19 protein-coding genes and 1 pseudogene are annotated in these 14,618 nt (G+C 41.6%); 9 read left to right on the plus strand and 11 right to left on the minus strand.

The window, feature by feature from the left end:
- Positions 1 to 4: 4 nt before the first annotated feature.
- Entirely contained in the window at positions 5 to 211 is a 207-nt protein-coding gene (locus U5L75_02255) for a hypothetical protein (protein ID MDZ7726382.1), read from the minus strand.
- A gap of 2 nt (positions 212 to 213) precedes the next feature.
- Entirely contained in the window at positions 214 to 1,335 is a 1,122-nt protein-coding gene (locus U5L75_02260) for an ATP phosphoribosyltransferase regulatory subunit (protein MDZ7726383.1), read from the minus strand.
- Positions 1,336 to 1,486: 151 nt separating this feature from the next.
- On the opposite strand from U5L75_02260, the gene U5L75_02265 reads away from it, so the two are divergent.
- Both U5L75_02265 and U5L75_02270 read left to right on the plus strand, forming a co-directional pair.
- Positions 1,487 to 2,242 carry a hypothetical protein gene (locus tag U5L75_02265; GenBank protein MDZ7726384.1) on the plus strand — a complete coding sequence of 252 codons (756 nt, stop codon included), beginning with the start codon at positions 1,487 to 1,489 and terminating at the stop codon, positions 2,240 to 2,242.
- 70 nt (positions 2,243 to 2,312) lie between these two features.
- Positions 2,313 to 3,128 (plus strand): laccase domain-containing protein, encoded by an 816-nt coding sequence (locus U5L75_02270; protein MDZ7726385.1) that lies wholly within the window; start codon positions 2,313 to 2,315, stop codon positions 3,126 to 3,128.
- A gap of 194 nt (positions 3,129 to 3,322) precedes the next feature.
- Here the strand turns inward: U5L75_02270 and mscL (U5L75_02275) are convergent, their stop codons facing one another.
- Positions 3,323 to 3,772 (minus strand): large conductance mechanosensitive channel protein MscL, encoded by a 450-nt coding sequence (mscL, locus tag U5L75_02275; GenBank protein ID MDZ7726386.1) that lies wholly within the window; start codon positions 3,770 to 3,772, stop codon positions 3,323 to 3,325.
- 77 nt (positions 3,773 to 3,849) lie between these two features.
- On the opposite strand from mscL (U5L75_02275), the gene U5L75_02280 reads away from it, so the two are divergent.
- The gene (locus U5L75_02280; GenBank protein MDZ7726387.1) at positions 3,850 to 4,536 is read left to right on the plus strand and encodes a TIGR00730 family Rossman fold protein; all 687 of its coding nucleotides are present in this window, start codon (positions 3,850 to 3,852) and stop codon (positions 4,534 to 4,536) included.
- 53 nt (positions 4,537 to 4,589) lie between these two features.
- On the opposite strand, the gene U5L75_02285 is transcribed toward U5L75_02280, so the two are convergent.
- From U5L75_02285 to U5L75_02300, 4 genes are read right to left on the minus strand one after another with little or no spacing between them, the layout of a single operon-like run.
- On the minus strand, positions 4,590 to 4,778 hold the full coding sequence (locus U5L75_02285) for a hypothetical protein (GenBank protein ID MDZ7726388.1): 189 nt from the start codon (positions 4,776 to 4,778) through the stop codon (positions 4,590 to 4,592).
- Entirely contained in the window at positions 4,775 to 4,921 is a 147-nt protein-coding gene (locus tag U5L75_02290; GenBank protein ID MDZ7726389.1) for a hypothetical protein, read from the minus strand. The genes U5L75_02285 and U5L75_02290 overlap by 4 nt, the downstream gene beginning before the upstream one ends.
- 2 nt (positions 4,922 to 4,923) lie before the next feature.
- On the minus strand, positions 4,924 to 5,088 hold the full coding sequence (locus U5L75_02295) for a hypothetical protein (protein MDZ7726390.1): 165 nt from the start codon (positions 5,086 to 5,088) through the stop codon (positions 4,924 to 4,926).
- Positions 5,089 to 5,131: 43 nt separating this feature from the next.
- The gene (locus U5L75_02300; GenBank protein ID MDZ7726391.1) at positions 5,132 to 5,293 is read right to left on the minus strand and encodes a hypothetical protein; all 162 of its coding nucleotides are present in this window, start codon (positions 5,291 to 5,293) and stop codon (positions 5,132 to 5,134) included.
- Positions 5,294 to 5,741: 448 nt separating this feature from the next.
- Here U5L75_02300 and U5L75_02305 point away from each other — a divergent pair.
- Together U5L75_02305 and U5L75_02310 are read left to right on the plus strand one after the other, a co-directional pair.
- A pseudogene (locus U5L75_02305) lies at positions 5,742 to 6,194 on the plus strand (endonuclease III).
- 43 nt (positions 6,195 to 6,237) lie between these two features.
- Complete coding sequence (locus U5L75_02310; GenBank protein MDZ7726392.1) at positions 6,238 to 6,735, plus strand: hypothetical protein; 498 nt, start codon at positions 6,238 to 6,240, stop codon at positions 6,733 to 6,735.
- A 53-nt stretch (positions 6,736 to 6,788) separates the two neighbouring features.
- Here the strand turns inward: U5L75_02310 and U5L75_02315 are convergent, their stop codons facing one another.
- The gene (locus U5L75_02315; GenBank protein MDZ7726393.1) at positions 6,789 to 7,475 is read right to left on the minus strand and encodes a TIGR00730 family Rossman fold protein; all 687 of its coding nucleotides are present in this window, start codon (positions 7,473 to 7,475) and stop codon (positions 6,789 to 6,791) included.
- A gap of 56 nt (positions 7,476 to 7,531) precedes the next feature.
- Between U5L75_02315 and mscL (U5L75_02320) the strand changes: the two genes are divergently transcribed.
- Entirely contained in the window at positions 7,532 to 7,993 is a 462-nt protein-coding gene (gene mscL / locus U5L75_02320; GenBank protein MDZ7726394.1) for a large conductance mechanosensitive channel protein MscL, read from the plus strand.
- 186 nt (positions 7,994 to 8,179) lie between these two features.
- On the opposite strand, the gene U5L75_02325 is transcribed toward mscL (U5L75_02320), so the two are convergent.
- Entirely contained in the window at positions 8,180 to 8,995 is an 816-nt protein-coding gene (locus U5L75_02325; GenBank protein ID MDZ7726395.1) for a laccase domain-containing protein, read from the minus strand.
- Positions 8,996 to 9,065: 70 nt separating this feature from the next.
- Positions 9,066 to 9,821 (minus strand): hypothetical protein, encoded by a 756-nt coding sequence (locus U5L75_02330; protein ID MDZ7726396.1) that lies wholly within the window; start codon positions 9,819 to 9,821, stop codon positions 9,066 to 9,068.
- A gap of 21 nt (positions 9,822 to 9,842) precedes the next feature.
- Here U5L75_02330 and hisS point away from each other — a divergent pair, with 21 nt between their 5' ends.
- The 3 genes from hisS (at position 9,843) to U5L75_02345 (ending at position 12,535) form a co-directional block, all read left to right on the plus strand.
- Positions 9,843 to 11,093, plus strand: a complete 1,251-nt coding sequence (gene hisS, locus U5L75_02335) for a histidine--tRNA ligase (protein ID MDZ7726397.1) — start codon at positions 9,843 to 9,845, stop codon at positions 11,091 to 11,093.
- Between the two features lie 2 nt (positions 11,094 to 11,095).
- Positions 11,096 to 11,671 carry a ribonuclease H-like domain-containing protein gene (locus U5L75_02340; GenBank protein ID MDZ7726398.1) on the plus strand — a complete coding sequence of 192 codons (576 nt, stop codon included), beginning with the start codon at positions 11,096 to 11,098 and terminating at the stop codon, positions 11,669 to 11,671.
- A gap of 63 nt (positions 11,672 to 11,734) precedes the next feature.
- Positions 11,735 to 12,535 (plus strand): DsbA family protein, encoded by an 801-nt coding sequence (locus U5L75_02345; protein MDZ7726399.1) that lies wholly within the window; start codon positions 11,735 to 11,737, stop codon positions 12,533 to 12,535.
- Positions 12,536 to 13,062: 527 nt separating this feature from the next.
- Here the strand turns inward: U5L75_02345 and U5L75_02350 are convergent.
- On the minus strand, positions 13,063 to 13,365 hold the full coding sequence (locus tag U5L75_02350; GenBank protein ID MDZ7726400.1) for a PD-(D/E)XK nuclease family protein: 303 nt from the start codon (positions 13,363 to 13,365) through the stop codon (positions 13,063 to 13,065).
- Positions 13,366 to 14,618: the final 1,253 nt, after the last annotated feature.

A 14,618-nucleotide genomic window follows, 5' to 3' on the forward strand; every position in this document is an offset into this window, starting at 1 on the left:
AATATCAAAGTGCATTTGAATTAAAGCCGATAGATGCGTTGACTTCTGAGTACTGGCCAAGCTTGGATAGATCTTCTTCAAAATAACTAGAAAACTCTTCGGTCTCTGTATCGTGAATTGATACCAGTGACAGATCAAGCATAGACGGCTCGCGACCACCCACATCAGCAAAAGTATTCTTCGTTTCTATATCAAACGTGACCAATCTCATACTTAAACTTCTCTTTTATAAATAGCGACGACCTCCTCCAAACTTTTTTGGCCGAGTGTTTTTCCGTACTCATCCTTTAGGATCAACTTATCGGAATTAAATGCTTCTTCGTCTACAACTAGAGCAAATTTAGATCCATATTTCTTCGATCGCTTCAACTGCGAATCGATTGTATCATAACGCATGTCAACTACAGTTCTTATCCCATTTTTACGCAAGCGCGTCGCAACGTTGTCGGCGTATACTTTATATTGTCTGTCCGAAACACAAACGTAAATATCAGTAAATGAAATTTCTTTTGGTAAGAGATCATAAGTTTCCAGTACGTCACGAATTGTGACATCGCCCATACCAAAACCTACGGCAGATACAGGTTCTTCACCAAATACCTCTAAAAGATCGTCGTAACGCCCACCACCAAAAAGAGATCGGCTGTTATCGGGATTTGTATCAAATATTTCAAAAATTACCCCGGTATAATAATCAAAACCGCGTACCAAATATGGTTTGAATTTTACGTTATTTATCCCTCGCGCACTAAGTTCTTCGATAAGTTGATCGATCCTTTCGTTCGCTTCGAGACCTACCAATAGGTCGCCACCTATCAACTCATTTAGCTTCTCATCAAAATCATCAATTTTATCTTTCTTGTCCAACAGTCTATACACCGCCTGTTTCTTTTTTGGATCAAGCTCTAATTCCTCGAATTTATCTTCGAGAATACTTCTATCGTTTATGTATATTTCATATTGATCTTCCTTCAAGCCAAATCTTTTTAGAAGTTCATTCGCCAGATCAATTATCTCGATTTCGGCATCTATACCATCTATGCCAAACAGATCGGCGTTAAGCTGATAATGCTCACGCAGGCGACCGCGTTGCGGGCGTTCATAACGAAATACATTAGGAATCGAAAACAAGCGCTGAGGAAAAGCCATCGCCTTACGCCTTGAAGCAATCATACGCGCGACCGTGGGTGTCATTTCCGGTCGAAGAGTTACGTTTCTACCGCCACGATCCATGAATGTGTAAGTTTGCTCGCTTACTATTTCCTCGCTGGTTTTGTCCGTATATAACTCGCTGTATTCTAAAGGAGAAGCGTTGTATTCCTTGTATCCGAACAAAGTCAGCGGTTGAGCGCATTATGTCAAAGATATAGTTTTGTATAGCTTGTTCTTCAGGATAAAAGTCACGCACTCCTTTGTAACTTTCCGTAGTAACGTTTTTAGATACCTTGCTTTTTTCCTCAGACATTGGAAATATTGTACCAAAGTGATGGAAAAATACGAGAACAAAAATATGATTCTAGCTGAAAAAAGCACAGGCGAGACAATGGGGCAATTAAGGCAGCGGGTTTTCTCTGAATTAAGTCTAGACCCGAACACTAAACTGACGTTTGCCGGCCGTCTAGATCCACTCGCAAGCGGTGTGGTCGTTTTTCTCCTCAATGAAAGAAGATTTCAAAAAGATGAGTTTCTGTCTCTGAATAAATCCTACAGCTTTCAGATCATACTTGGATTAAAAACTGACACCGGAGACCCCTTGGGATTGATTGAATGTGTGGATTTCTCTAGAAAGATCGAGGAAGCTGAAGTTATAAATACTCTTAAAAAATTTGAGAGTAAATACAGACAAAAGTATCCGAAATTTTCATCAAGAAAAGTAGACGGGAGGGCCTTGTTTGAACACACGCGAAACCAAAACGAAGTAAAAATTCCAGATCATGAAATTGAAATATTTGCTCTGAGTCTACAAAAAACCCGAGAAATTAAAAAAGAAGATCTTTTAGATAATATATTTACTCTGATTAGAAAAGTTGAAGGAGATTTTAGGCAAGAGAAAATAATCAAAAGGTGGCAAGAGATCGAAAATGACATACCAAATAAAGTTCAAGTGCTAGATTGTAATGTTGAATGCTCCAGTGGAACTTATGTACGCGTATTAACGGAAGATATAGCTAAAGAGTTAAACACTGTCGCGACAACACAAAACATACATCGCAGTAAGATTGGACATTTACAAACCAAATAATTATTGTATTGTTGCATTAGTACTCTGATCTTTAAGACACCGAATACACACACTACCGAAAGGAGCGGAAATGATCCATATCCCGGGAGTTCCAGGGAAGATCAATGAGATCAAGGAGTATCCGTTTTCAATTGGAAACTTGGTAGTCAACGCGCTTGGTAAACCAACAGATTGGAAGGGAGAACTTGAAAATCTTCACGACCAAACGACCTACAACCGCCTCCTCTCTATAGCCAGAGAGCTGGGCGCAACTAGGATCTTTTGTCCATACCCTGTCCACGGTACGACCATTTCAAGCTCCAAGATCAAAACACTTGATGTTTCCCGCACCAAAAGAAGGATCTACCGTGAAGTTAAGGCAGATGGAGCCGAAATTGATAAAGAGGAGGCTTACGGGCTCGCTTCCGGCGATTGCCACACAGTAGCCCTACAAGACCCGGTTACGGGAAAAACAATTGCTATTCACTTCAATCGTGAAAACGGAGTAGATGACGACATTCTTTCCAAGGCTCTTCGACACTTCAGGAAGGGAAGTGCTGAAAGGCTAATTGCCGTAATTACTCTCGGCATCGACTCTGCTCACTTTAAACACGATTGGGAAAACCATAAGCATGGAAAGAAGAATCGTCGACGTACCTGTGAGTTGATAGGAAAGTACGGACCTGAGATAGTAGATTGGCCCTTAGGCGAGGGCAAAATCGACCTCAGGCGAATCGCAGCGAGGAAGTTGGTTGAAGCAGGTCTGCTACCCTCAAACATCTACGCGGACCTTTTCGACACCTACTTTGATCCTAGGTTCTGGAGTCACCGCGCTAGTCAAACCAGAGGTAGTGCCAAATTCGGTGAAAAGGGAAGAAACATGGTTCTTGTTGTTAACAAGGGCTGAGGACGGTTCCTTGGAACCGTCCTCTTTTTATTGCCGACGTAGAGCGAGAGGAATACCAAGGCGAAGCCTTGAGTATTTCCGAGCCGAGGAGAGCAATATGAGGTTTAATACCCCGCCCCTCTGGGGCGGTCAAAGGGTGAGCGAAGCGAACACCCTTTGGGTCCAGGGCTTGCCCTGGGGTTTAATACCGATTATTAGCTAGCATTTAAATCAGAAGTGCAGTTGGGACACCGCGTTGCCGACTTGTGGATCAACTCATAGCAAAAAGGACACTTTGATACAGTCTCTTCGGATTTATTTACATTAGTATCTTTACTTTCACGTAATCGGTTTACGGCTTTTACCAAAATAAAGACAGCAAAAGCCGTGATCAGAAAACTCACTGACTGATTAATAAATTCTCCGTAATTGATCGTTATAGCACCCGCAGCTTCCGCTTCTGCCAGAGTGGAGAAGTCAACGCCTGAAGAAAGGTTAACAAAAAGATTTGAAAAATCAGCTCCACCGACCAACATTCCAACCGGAGGCATTATTATGTCTTCCACTATCGAGTGGACGAGCGAATTAAACGCTGCGCCGATCACTATACCGACTGCCAAATCAGACCACGCTACCCCTTCAGGCGCGTACTCGTTTGAAATCATTTACAGGAACGCCCCTCATATTGTCAGTATATTATACACAAAAATATCATTACTTTATATGATATACTCGCTATTTGATGGAAAAAGACAGACCAGACGAGCCTGCACAGGCAAAAATAGTTAGAGAAAGAGTTGAAGAAGAAGCAAATAGGCGAGTCTCGCTTATAGGCAACGAATTCGCGAAAGGTTTCGACGTAATTAGAGACTATCCCAAATCCGTAACTTTTTTTGGTTCCTCTCGTCTCTCTGAGTCACACCCATATTACAAAAAAGCTCAAGAAGTTGCCCACCGCTTATCAGATGACGGGTTTACCGTGGTAACCGGCGGCGGCCCGGGCATAATGGAGGCGGCCAATCGTGGCGCATTTGAGGCAGGAGGAGACTCTTTGGGATTCAATATTGAACTGCCATTTGAGCAAGTTATTAATAAGTACGTTACAGAATCTCTTTCTTTTAATTACTTCTTTTCACGAAAAGTAATGCTTGCTTTCTCAGCGGAAGCCTATATTTACTTTCCTGGAGGATTCGGAACTCTGGATGAATTTTTTGAAATTGTAACTTTGGTTCAAACGCAGAAGATCCCGCGAGTACCAATAATTCTTGTCGGTGATGAATTCTGGGGAGCTTTGGATGATTTTATTCACAATATGTTGGTGAACAAATATCAAACTATCGGCCCGGGAGACGAAGAGCTGTACACAATGACAGAAGATATAGATGAAATTTCTAAAATAGTCAAAAACGCGCCTAAGCGTAAGGAATAAACAAAAAACCGCTTTTGAGAAGCGGTTTTTTGTTTTAGTTCTATATTATCTGCTTATCCTTTAACCTCAGGCAGGTCTACCGTAGTGGTAATTTGAACTCTGATCGCACTACCACCTTCGGTTACTACTCGCTCGTCCTCGTCCTCTTCAAAGGTACCGTTTTCGTTTGTATCTGTGTACAGCTCTACGTAGTACTGATCTCCTTCGGATGTGGACTCATCAAGCTCTACATTACCCGTCAAATCCGTGTTCCAGCTTCCACAAAAGCAGAACCGATAACTTCTCCTGGCTCACCGTCTACTTTGTTTCTTACAACGACAAAACCGTCTTCTGTAAGATTGAGACTGTCATAAAAACTACGTCTTCCGGGAATTTGATCGTTCACTATTACTGAATTTTCACTGTCCCCACTAACACTGTTAATTCTTCTTCATTTTGTTCTGGAGGGTTAACCTCTTCACTGCTAGGCCGTGTTAAAAGTAACGCAACCACCGCAACTACCAGCACAAGAAGTACCCCGACTGTTATGATAATTGATCTATTATTATTCATATGCACACAGTATACAACAAAAACACCATTTACAACAATGGCCTTATATTAATCCCTTCTTAGCCAAAATCGCGGAAATAGGATCGGTGGACTTACCGCGAGCCGGACTAATTTCACGTCCGTACGCTTTAAGCTTATAAGAAATGTCAAACCATTCATCTTTGGGCCAAAGATCCATCAACTCTTCTCGACGATCTCGGGTCATTGGTATTGACCAGACCAAATTTTCTCGCCAATCGTATAACGTGCGTATCCACCGCAATTCCATCAACTTCGCCGAAAAGATGCCCGCGAACAACGTTGGCGGTCTTTCTGCCGACACCGGGTAGGGAGGTACAGTTCTTCCATACTACTTTTGGAATTCTTGCTTTAAATTTATTCTTGATAATACGAGCCGAGTCACGAATGTACTTTGCTTTAGCTCGGCTAAACCCGATTTCTAAAATATCCTTTCGCAGATCCTCGACGGAGGCCTCAGCGAACTTGTTTAAATGTGTGTATTTTTTTAAATAATTTTTCCGTAACCTGATCTACTTTTTTGTCCGTAGTTTGAGCCGATAAATGACCCCGCAAAAAGAAGTTCGTGGTTTTAAGTATATCGGCTAAAACTACAGACAAAGAGAAATCAGGTAAGAAAAAATTGTAAAAAATACAACACATTAAACAAGTTCGCTGAGGCCTCCGTAGAGGATCTGCGAAAGGATATTTTAGAAATCGGGTTTAGCCGAGCTAAAGCAAAGTACATTCGTGACTCGGCTCGTATTATCAAGAATAAATTTAAAGCAAGAATTCCAAAGAGTATGGAAGACCTTACTTTTCTACCCGGAGTTGGCAGAAAGACCGCCAACGTTGTTCGAGGTCATCTTTTTGGTGAAGTTGATGGAATTGCAGTGGATACGCACGTTCTGCGATTGGCGAGAAAATTTGGTCTGGTCAATACCAATGACCCCGAGATCGTCGAGAGAGAGTTGATGTATCTTTGGCCTAAAGATGAATGGTTTGACATTTCTTATAAGCTTAAAGCGTACGGACGTGAAATTAGTCCGGCTCGCGGTAAGTCCACCGATCCTATTTCCGCGATTTTGGCTAAGAAGGGATTAATATAAGGCCATTGTTGTAAATGGTGTTTTTGTTGTATACTGTGTGCATATGAATAATAATAGATCAATTATCATAACAGTCGGGGTACTTCTTGTGCTGGTAGTTGCGGTGGTTGCGTTACTTTTAACACGGCCTAGCAGTGAAGAGGTTAACCCTCCAGAACAAAATGAAGAAGAATTTAACAGCGTTAGTGGGGACAGTGAAAATTCAGTAATAGTGAACGATCAAATTCCCGGAGACGTAGTTTTTTATGACAGTCTCAATCTTACAGAAGACGGTTTTGTTGTTGTAAGAAATGAAGTAGACAGTGAGCCCGGAGAAGTTATCGGTTCTGCTTTTGTGGAGGCCGGTACAGATATGACGGGTAATGTAGAGCTTGATGAGTCCACATCCGAAGGAGATCAATACTACGTAGAGCTGTACACAGACACAAACGAAAACGGTACCTTTGAAGAGGACGAGGACGAGCGAGTAGTAACCGAAGGTGGTAGTGCGATCAGAGTTCAAATTACCACTACGGTAGACCTGCCTGAGGTTAAAGGATAAGCAGATAATATAGAACTAAAACAAAAAACCGCTTCTCAAAAGCGGTTTTTTGTTTATTCCTTACGCTTAGGCGCGTTTTTGACTATTTTAGAAATTTCATCTATATCTTCTGTCATTGTGTACAGCTCTTCGTCTTCTGGGCCGATAGTTTGATATTTGTTCACCAACATATTGTGAATAAAATCATCCAAAGCTCCCCAGAATTCATCACCGACAAGAATTATTGGTACTCGCGGGATCTTCTGCGTTTGAACCAAAGTTACAATTTCAAAAAATTCATCCAGAGTTCCGAATCCGCCGGGGAAATAAATATAGGCTTCCGCTGAGAAAGCAAGCATTACTTTTCGTGAAAAGAAGTAATTAAAAGAAAGAGATTTTGTAACATACTTATTAATAACTTGCTCAAATGGCAGTTCAATACTGAATCCCAAAGAGTCTCCTCCTGCCTCAAATGCGCCACGATTGGCCGCCTCCATTATGCCTGGGCCGCCGCCGGTTACCACGGTAAACCCGTCATCGGATAAGCGGTGGGCAACTTCTTGAGCTTTTTTGTAATATGGGTGTGACTCAGAGAGACGAGAGGAACCAAAGAAAGTTACGGATTTGGGATAGTCTCTAATTACGTCGAAACCTTTCGCGAATTCGTTGCCTATAAGCGAGACTCGCCTATTTGCTTCTTCTTCAACTCTTTCTCTAACTATTTTTGCCTGTGCAGGCTCGTCTGGTCTGTCTTTTTCCATAATAGCGAGTATATCATATAAAATAATTATATTTTTGTGTATAATATACTGACAATATGAGGGGTGTTCTTAATGAATTCAAAAAATTCGCCCTAAGGGGTAGTGTGGTTGATTTGGCAGTCGGTATAGTGATCGGCGCGGCGTTTAATTCGCTCGTCCACTCGATAGTGGAAGACATAATAATGCCTCCGGTTGGAATGTTGGTCGGTGGAGCTGATTTTTCAAATCTTTTTGTTAACCTTTCTTCAGGCGTTGACTTCTCCACTCTGGCAGAAGCGGAAGCTGCGGGTGCTATAACGATCAATTACGGAGAATTTATTAATCAGTCAGTGAGTTTTCTGATCACGGCTTTTGCTGTCTTTATTTTGGTAAAAGCCGTAAACCGATTACGTGAAAGTAAAGATACTAATGTAAATAAATCCGAAGAGACTGTATCAAAGTGTCCTTTTTGCTATGAGTTGATCCACAAGTCGGCAACGCGGTGTCCCAACTGCACTTCTGATTTAAATGCTAGCTAATAATCGGTATTAAACCCCAGGGCAAGCCCTGGACTCAAAGGGTGTTCGCTTCGCTCACCCCTTGAGCCCCAGAGGGGCGGGGTATTGAACCCATCTGCCTCGGCTCGGAAATACTCAAGGCTTCGCCTTGGTATTCCTCTCGCTCTACGTCGGCAATAAAAAGAGGACGGTTCCAAGGAACCGTCCTCAGCCCTTGTTAACAACAAGAACCATGTTTCTTCCCTTTTCACCGAATTTGGCACTACCTCTGGTTTGACTAGCGCGGTGACTCCAGAACCTAGGATCAAAGTAGGTGTCGAAAAGGTCCGCGTAGATGTTTGAGGGTAGCAGACCTGCTTCAACCAACTTCCTCGCTGCGATTCGCCTGAGGTCGATTTTGCCCTCGCCTAAGGGCCAATCTACTATCTCAGGTCCGTACTTTCCTATCAACTCACAGGTACGTCGACGATTCTTCTTTCCATGCTTATGGTTTTCCCAATCGTGTTTAAAGTGAGCAGAGTCGATGCCGAGAGTAATTACGGCAATTAGCCTTTCAGCACTTCCCTTCCTGAAGTGTCGAAGAGCCTTGGAAAGAATGTCGTCATCTACTCCGTTTTCACGATTGAAGTGAATAGCAATTGTTTTTCCCGTAACCGGGTCTTGTAGGGCTACTGTGTGGCAATCGCCGGAAGCGAGCCCGTAAGCCTCCTCTTTATCAATTTCGGCTCCATCTGCCTTAACTTCACGGTAGATCCTTCTTTTGGTGCGGGAAACATCAAGTGTTTTGATCTTGGAGCTTGAAATGGTCGTACCGTGGACAGGGTATGGACAAAAGATCCTAGTTGCGCCCAGCTCTCTGGCTATAGAGAGGAGGCGGTTGTAGGTCGTTTGGTCGTGAAGATTTTCAAGTTCTCCCTTCCAATCTGTTGGTTTACCAAGCGCGTTGACTACCAAGTTTCCAATTGAAAACGGATACTCCTTGATCTCATTGATCTTCCCTGGAACTCCCGGGATATGGATCATTTCCGCTCCTTTCGGTAGTGTGTGTATTCGGTGTCTTAAAGATCAGAGTACTAATGCAACAATACAATAATTATTTGGTTTGTAAATGTCCAATCTTACTGCGATGTATGTTTTGTGTTGTCGCGACAGTGTTTAACTCTTTAGCTATATCTTCCGTTAATACGCGTACATAAGTTCCACTGGAGCATTCAACATTACAATCTAGCACTTGAACTTTATTTGGTATGTCATCTTCGATCTCTTGCCACCTTTTGATTATTTTCTCTTGCCTAAAATCTCCTTCAACTTTTCTAATCAGAGTAAATATATTATCTAAAAGATCTTCTTTTTTAATTTCTCGGGTTTTTTGTAGACTCAGAGCAAATATTTCAATTTCATGATCTGGAATTTTTACTTCGTTTTGGTTTCGCGTGTGTTCAAACAAGGCCCTCCCGTCTACTTTTCTTGATGAAAATTTCGGATACTTTTGTCTGTATTTACTCTCAAATTTTTTAAGAGTATTTATAACTTCAGCTTCCTCGATCTTTCTAGAGAAATCCACACATTCAATCAATCCCAAGGGGTCTCCGGTGTCAGTTTTTAATCCAAGTATGATCTGAAAGCTGTAGGATTTATTCAGAGACAGAAACTCATCTTTTTGAAATCTTCTTTCATTGAGGAGAAAAACGACCACACCGCTTGCGAGTGGATCTAGACGGCCGGCAAACGTCAGTTTAGTGTTCGGGTCTAGACTTAATTCAGAGAAAACCCGCTGCCTTAATTGCCCCATTGTCTCGCCTGTGCTTTTTTCAGCTAGAATCATATTTTTGTTCTCGTATTTTTCCATCACTTTGGTACAATATTTCCAATGTCTGAGGAAAAAAGCAAGGTATCTAAAAACGTTACTACGGAAAGTTACAAAGGAGTGCGTGACTTTTATCCTGAAGAACAAGCTATACAAAATTATATTTTTGACATAATGCGCTCAACCGTGACTTTGTTCGGATACAAGGAATACAACGCTTCTCCTTTAGAATACAGCGAGTTATATACGGACAAAACCAGCGAGGAAATAGTAAGCGAGCAAACTTACACATTCATGGATCGTGGCGGTAGAAACGTAACTCTTCGACCGGAAATGACACCCACGGTCGCGCGTATGATTGCTTCAAGGCGTAAGGCGATGGCTTTTCCTCAGCGCTTGTTTTCGATTCCTAATGTATTTCGTTATGAACGCCCGCAACGCGGTCGCCTGCGTGAGCATTATCAGCTTAACGCCGATCTGTTTGGCATAGATGGTATAGATGCCGAAATCGAGATAATTGATCTGGCGAATGAACTTCTAAAAAGATTTGGCTTGAAGGAAGATCAATATGAAATATACATAAACGATAGAAGTATTCTCGAAGATAAATTCGAGGAATTAGAGCTTGATCCAAAAAAGAAACAGGCGGTGTATAGACTGTTGGACAAGAAAGATAAAATTGATGATTTTGATGAGAAGCTAAATGAGTTGATAGGTGGCGACCTATTGGTAGGTCTCGAAGCGAACGAAAGGATCGATCAACTTATCGAAGAACTTAGTGCGCGAGGGATAAATAACGTAAAATTCAAACCATATTTGGTACGCGGTTTTGATTATTATACCGGGGTTATTTTTGAAATATTTGATACAAATCCCGACAACAGCCGATCTCTTTTTGGTGGTGGGCGTTACGACGATCTTTTAGAGGTATTTGGTGAAGAACCTGTATCTGCCGTAGGTTTTGGTATGGGCGATGTCACAATTCGTGACGTACTGGAAACTTATGATCTCTTACCAAAAGAAATTTCATTTACTGATATTTACGTTTGTGTTTCGGACAGACAATATAAAGTATACGCCGACAACGTTGCGACGCGCTTGCGTAAAAATGGGATAAGAACTGTAGTTGACATGCGTTATGATACAATCGATTCGCAGTTGAAGCGATCGAAGAAATATGGATCTAAATTTGCTCTAGTTGTAGACGAAGAAGCATTTAATTCCGATAAGTTGATCCTAAAGGATGAGTACGGAAAAACACTCGGCCAAAAAAGTTTGGAGGAGGTCGTCGCTATTTATAAAAGAGAAGTTTAAGTATGAGATTGGTCACGTTTGATATAGAAACGAAGAATACTTTTGCTGATGTGGGTGGTCGCGAGCCGTCTATGCTTGATCTGTCACTGGTATCAATTCACGATACAGAGACCGAAGAGTTTTCTAGTTATTTTGAAGAAGATCTATCCAAGCTTTGGCCAGTACTAGAAAAGTCGGACGCTCTTATCGGCTTTAATTCAAATCACTTTGATATTCCCATTCTCAATAAATATTACCCGGGAGATCTGACTGAGTTCAAAAGCATAGATCTCTTGGAGTCGATCAAGAATTCCTTAGGACGAAGAATTGGGTTGGACGCTATTGCCGAGGCCACTCTAGGGCACCGCAAGAGCGGACATGGCTTGGAGGCAATTGAATGGTGGAACAACGGAGAATTAGAGAAGCTTCGCGAGTACTGTGAGCAAGATGTAAGAGTTACCAAAGCCGTGTATGATTTTATAAAGGAAAACGGGTACGTGAAATTCCGATCAAATGATGGATTGCGTAATATTCCTATAGATGTCTCGGATTGGGACAAACCACTCGATTCTACGGTTACCCATACTCTTCCCTTTTAAATATGATAGACTGGTCATATTAGAAATACGCAGAGCATAGAGCAAAACAAAGCATAAAAATATATGAAATCTTCAAATCTTTTTTTACCAATTTCGATCATAGTTGCCGGTCTTTTGATCGGTGCGCTGACGGCCGGCGCTATAATCTTTGTAAACGATAACAACGATTCATCAGCAGGAGATCCCGGTTCTAGTGGCCCGACCATCTCTTCCATTTCTTATGAATCAGTAGATTCAACTGATCATATTCGAGGAAGTCTAGACGCTCCCGTAAAGCTTGTTGATTATTCTGACTTGGAATGTCCATTCTGCAAGCGACATCATGATACTTTGAACAATTTAATAGAAAACTATGACGAAGGTGAATTTGCTTGGGTATATAGACACTTCCCTCTAGAGGCAGCTCACCAGAAAGCAATTCCGGAAGCAGTTGCTTCTGAGTGTGTAGCTCAGTCAGCCGGAGAAGAAGGTTTCTGGACCTTTATCGATAGGATCTATGAAGAAACTCCTTCCAACGATGGATTGGATCATGATCTGTTGCCTGAATTTGCGCAAGACGCGGGGGCCAACGTGGAGGAGTTTGAAAGTTGTTTTGCCAATGAAGAGACGTTGTCTATCGTGGAAGCACATTTGGAGGACGCTCAAAACGCCGGAGGTACCGGAACGCCATATAGCCTACTTATAAGTGATGCGGAGATCACAGAGGACGCTAGGGATGATATATACAATACTCTAACGCAGTTGGGACCTGAGGCCGGAAGTTTGGCCGTGTTTTCTGAAGGTGGTAATGCCGTGGGAATTAGCGGAGCAATTCCAGAAGAACCTTTAGCTGCTATCATAGACAGACTTATCGAGCTGAACTAGTTACAACTACAGCAAAAGGTTTGCCAGGCGGCACCACTCGCAATCCTTTTTATCACAACCTTTTTGTGTGAATTCCATAGAGAGGATCTCGGAAGAGATCCTCTCTGTATGATTTTTTTAGCTCTGCCCTTTGCTTGTTTGCTGATGGGAGATCGTTCGTGTTTTTATATATTTTACCGCTTTTGTTGGGCTTCACAAGATCGGATGATCCCCTATCTTTCATTTTCTCGCCGTTCATTGCTCTCAGCGAAAGACGAGTAGAATCTGAGCTGACGTTTTGTAGTCACCGTTCAAGTCATTTGAGTCTCTCCTTCTATATTATTTCTCGACTTGGGTTCGCCGGTTTTGAAGTCTGTTACTATCCAAGCCTTCACTCCCTTCATCTCTATGGATCTTATCTAATTTACCGGAAAGTAATTGCAATTTTACCATTAGTTGTCTCCAGCGGTTGTTTCATATCTCTTTTCTGTACTCGCTTTCTCGCTGCCATCTTTTTTTCTACCTTCTTCTAGAATCCAGGCAGGAGTTCAACTTCCACGTTTGATCAGCTTTTCTTTGTCTAGGGCTTCTAAGTGTGAGCTTTTTATTTCTCTTTCCATTAATGCGAGCACCTCAGTTATGCTAAGGTCATTTTTCTTCGTTCTTTCATCAAAGAATTCTTGAAGAGTTTTATGTACTGCTGTTCCAAATACAGCGCTCCTATTTGGTGGCTGTGGAAGTCGCATCAATGTCAAAAAAAAGTACTCCCAGGGACAGGCAAGATATTTGTTGACGGCAGTCGGATTTAAGCCTTGCTTCCAAAAGAGAAATTCCACCAGGTCTTTATCCAAAAGCTTTCGTGACGGACTAAATCTTTCCTGATCTATATAAGTGCCAACCTCGGGACCCTTGTTTTCGCTCAGTCCAAGCTCATCGAGAAACTGAGAGGGTAAATATTTTCGTCCTTCTGAATTTGATCTTGGATAAGAAGAATGGCCTTTTTTGGTGTGTATAACATAAGAGACGCCTCTCGTCCTCTTTAATATTTCCTTCCTTGCTAACCTTTAGGGCTTTAATTCGGAAGATAAAAATATTCCGGTTTCCTTTTACTTTCCATTGCTTAATCTCTTTAACCGGGAACAACAACGTCGTATTCGAGTCCTTTTTCACTATGCACGGTGGATAGGTTTTTCTTCTGTTCTTTGTGCTGCAGTTGTAACTATTACATATTCGATGTGCTTTAGTAATATAGGAAAGGAAGTAATTCAAGTAATAATCTCCTCCCTACTTTCAAGAGTCTTGGCTCTTTCGTATAGTGTTTGCATCTTTTCGATAATTACCCTACTTCTTCTTGACTCCAATATACTTTCAAGTAAGCCAGTTTCTTTTAAGGTTTTTTCAAAAGTATCAAAACTATGATTGTGAGAATACTTATGGAGTTCAAAGAGTTTTTCAATATTGTAGTCGCTTCAGGTGCTACGGTTTTAGGAATACTGGAAAGTTTTCGAGTGATGCCCCTTGAAATACTGTAGATAGCCTGTTTGTCGTCTCCTACTCTGAGAATCTTGGGATTTTCATGAAAACTCGAGATATGATCTAGTATTTTGTTTTGTGCGCGGTTTGAGTCTTGATGCTCATCAGCAAGTATGTATAAATATCTTTCTTGAAGAGCTGAAAGTAGACCATCTTCACTTTCTAGAGCGTACAGTAACTCAAGAATAGTGTCTGTCAGTAATCGAAAAGCTTTTGTTCTTGCTTTATGCGTTCATACTCGCGAAAAACTTGAAGTAATTCAAAGTTCTTCTCTCTGTTCTTCAAGGACTTTGTATTTCCTTTCATCTCACCTTCATTTTTTCCTTTTGAATGATAAAGACCTTCGAATCAAATCCAAAATCTTTCGACTTGCTCTTTTGTTTCAAGTTTTCAAATTTATCGAATCATACCCTTCTCTTTTAATGTCTTGTATTACCTGAGATATGCTTTTACAGAGAGAGTTCGTTTCCGAAGGGCTTTAGAAGCTCAAAATTGCCTTCTGTAGAGATCTTTTCAATTAATTCGAGTCGTTCTAAGAATAAACCTGTCTTGCTCCTATGATAGCGGGAAG

Source organism: Candidatus Campbellbacteria bacterium (assembly GCA_034521025.1).
GTDB lineage: Bacteria > Patescibacteriota > Minisyncoccia > Phycocordibacterales > JAXHMZ01 > JAXHMZ01.

Excerpts from the sequence above, each read along its gene's own strand:
- U5L75_02255 (MDZ7726382.1), bottom strand. The coding sequence starts at position 211 with ATGAGATTGGTCACGTTTGATATAGAAACGAAGAATACTTTTGCTGAT.
- U5L75_02265 (MDZ7726384.1), top strand. The coding sequence starts at position 1,487 with ATGGAAAAATACGAGAACAAAAATATGATTCTAGCTGAAAAAAGCACA.
- U5L75_02270 (MDZ7726385.1), top strand. The coding sequence starts at position 2,313 with ATGATCCATATCCCGGGAGTTCCAGGGAAGATCAATGAGATCAAGGAG.
- mscL (MDZ7726386.1), bottom strand. The coding sequence starts at position 3,772 with ATGATTTCAAACGAGTACGCGCCTGAAGGGGTAGCGTGGTCTGATTTG.
- U5L75_02280 (MDZ7726387.1), top strand. The coding sequence starts at position 3,850 with ATGGAAAAAGACAGACCAGACGAGCCTGCACAGGCAAAAATAGTTAGA.
- U5L75_02295 (MDZ7726390.1), bottom strand. The coding sequence starts at position 5,088 with ATGAATAATAATAGATCAATTATCATAACAGTCGGGGTACTTCTTGTG.
- U5L75_02300 (MDZ7726391.1), bottom strand. The coding sequence starts at position 5,293 with ATGACCCGAGATCGTCGAGAAGAGTTGATGGATCTTTGGCCCAAAGAT.
- U5L75_02310 (MDZ7726392.1), top strand. The coding sequence starts at position 6,238 with ATGAATAATAATAGATCAATTATCATAACAGTCGGGGTACTTCTTGTG.
- U5L75_02315 (MDZ7726393.1), bottom strand. The coding sequence starts at position 7,475 with ATGGAAAAAGACAGACCAGACGAGCCTGCACAGGCAAAAATAGTTAGA.
- mscL (MDZ7726394.1), top strand. The coding sequence starts at position 7,532 with ATGAGGGGTGTTCTTAATGAATTCAAAAAATTCGCCCTAAGGGGTAGT.
- U5L75_02325 (MDZ7726395.1), bottom strand. The coding sequence starts at position 8,995 with ATGATCCATATCCCGGGAGTTCCAGGGAAGATCAATGAGATCAAGGAG.
- U5L75_02330 (MDZ7726396.1), bottom strand. The coding sequence starts at position 9,821 with ATGGAAAAATACGAGAACAAAAATATGATTCTAGCTGAAAAAAGCACA.
- hisS (MDZ7726397.1), top strand. The coding sequence starts at position 9,843 with ATGTCTGAGGAAAAAAGCAAGGTATCTAAAAACGTTACTACGGAAAGT.
- U5L75_02340 (MDZ7726398.1), top strand. The coding sequence starts at position 11,096 with ATGAGATTGGTCACGTTTGATATAGAAACGAAGAATACTTTTGCTGAT.
- U5L75_02345 (MDZ7726399.1), top strand. The coding sequence starts at position 11,735 with ATGAAATCTTCAAATCTTTTTTTACCAATTTCGATCATAGTTGCCGGT.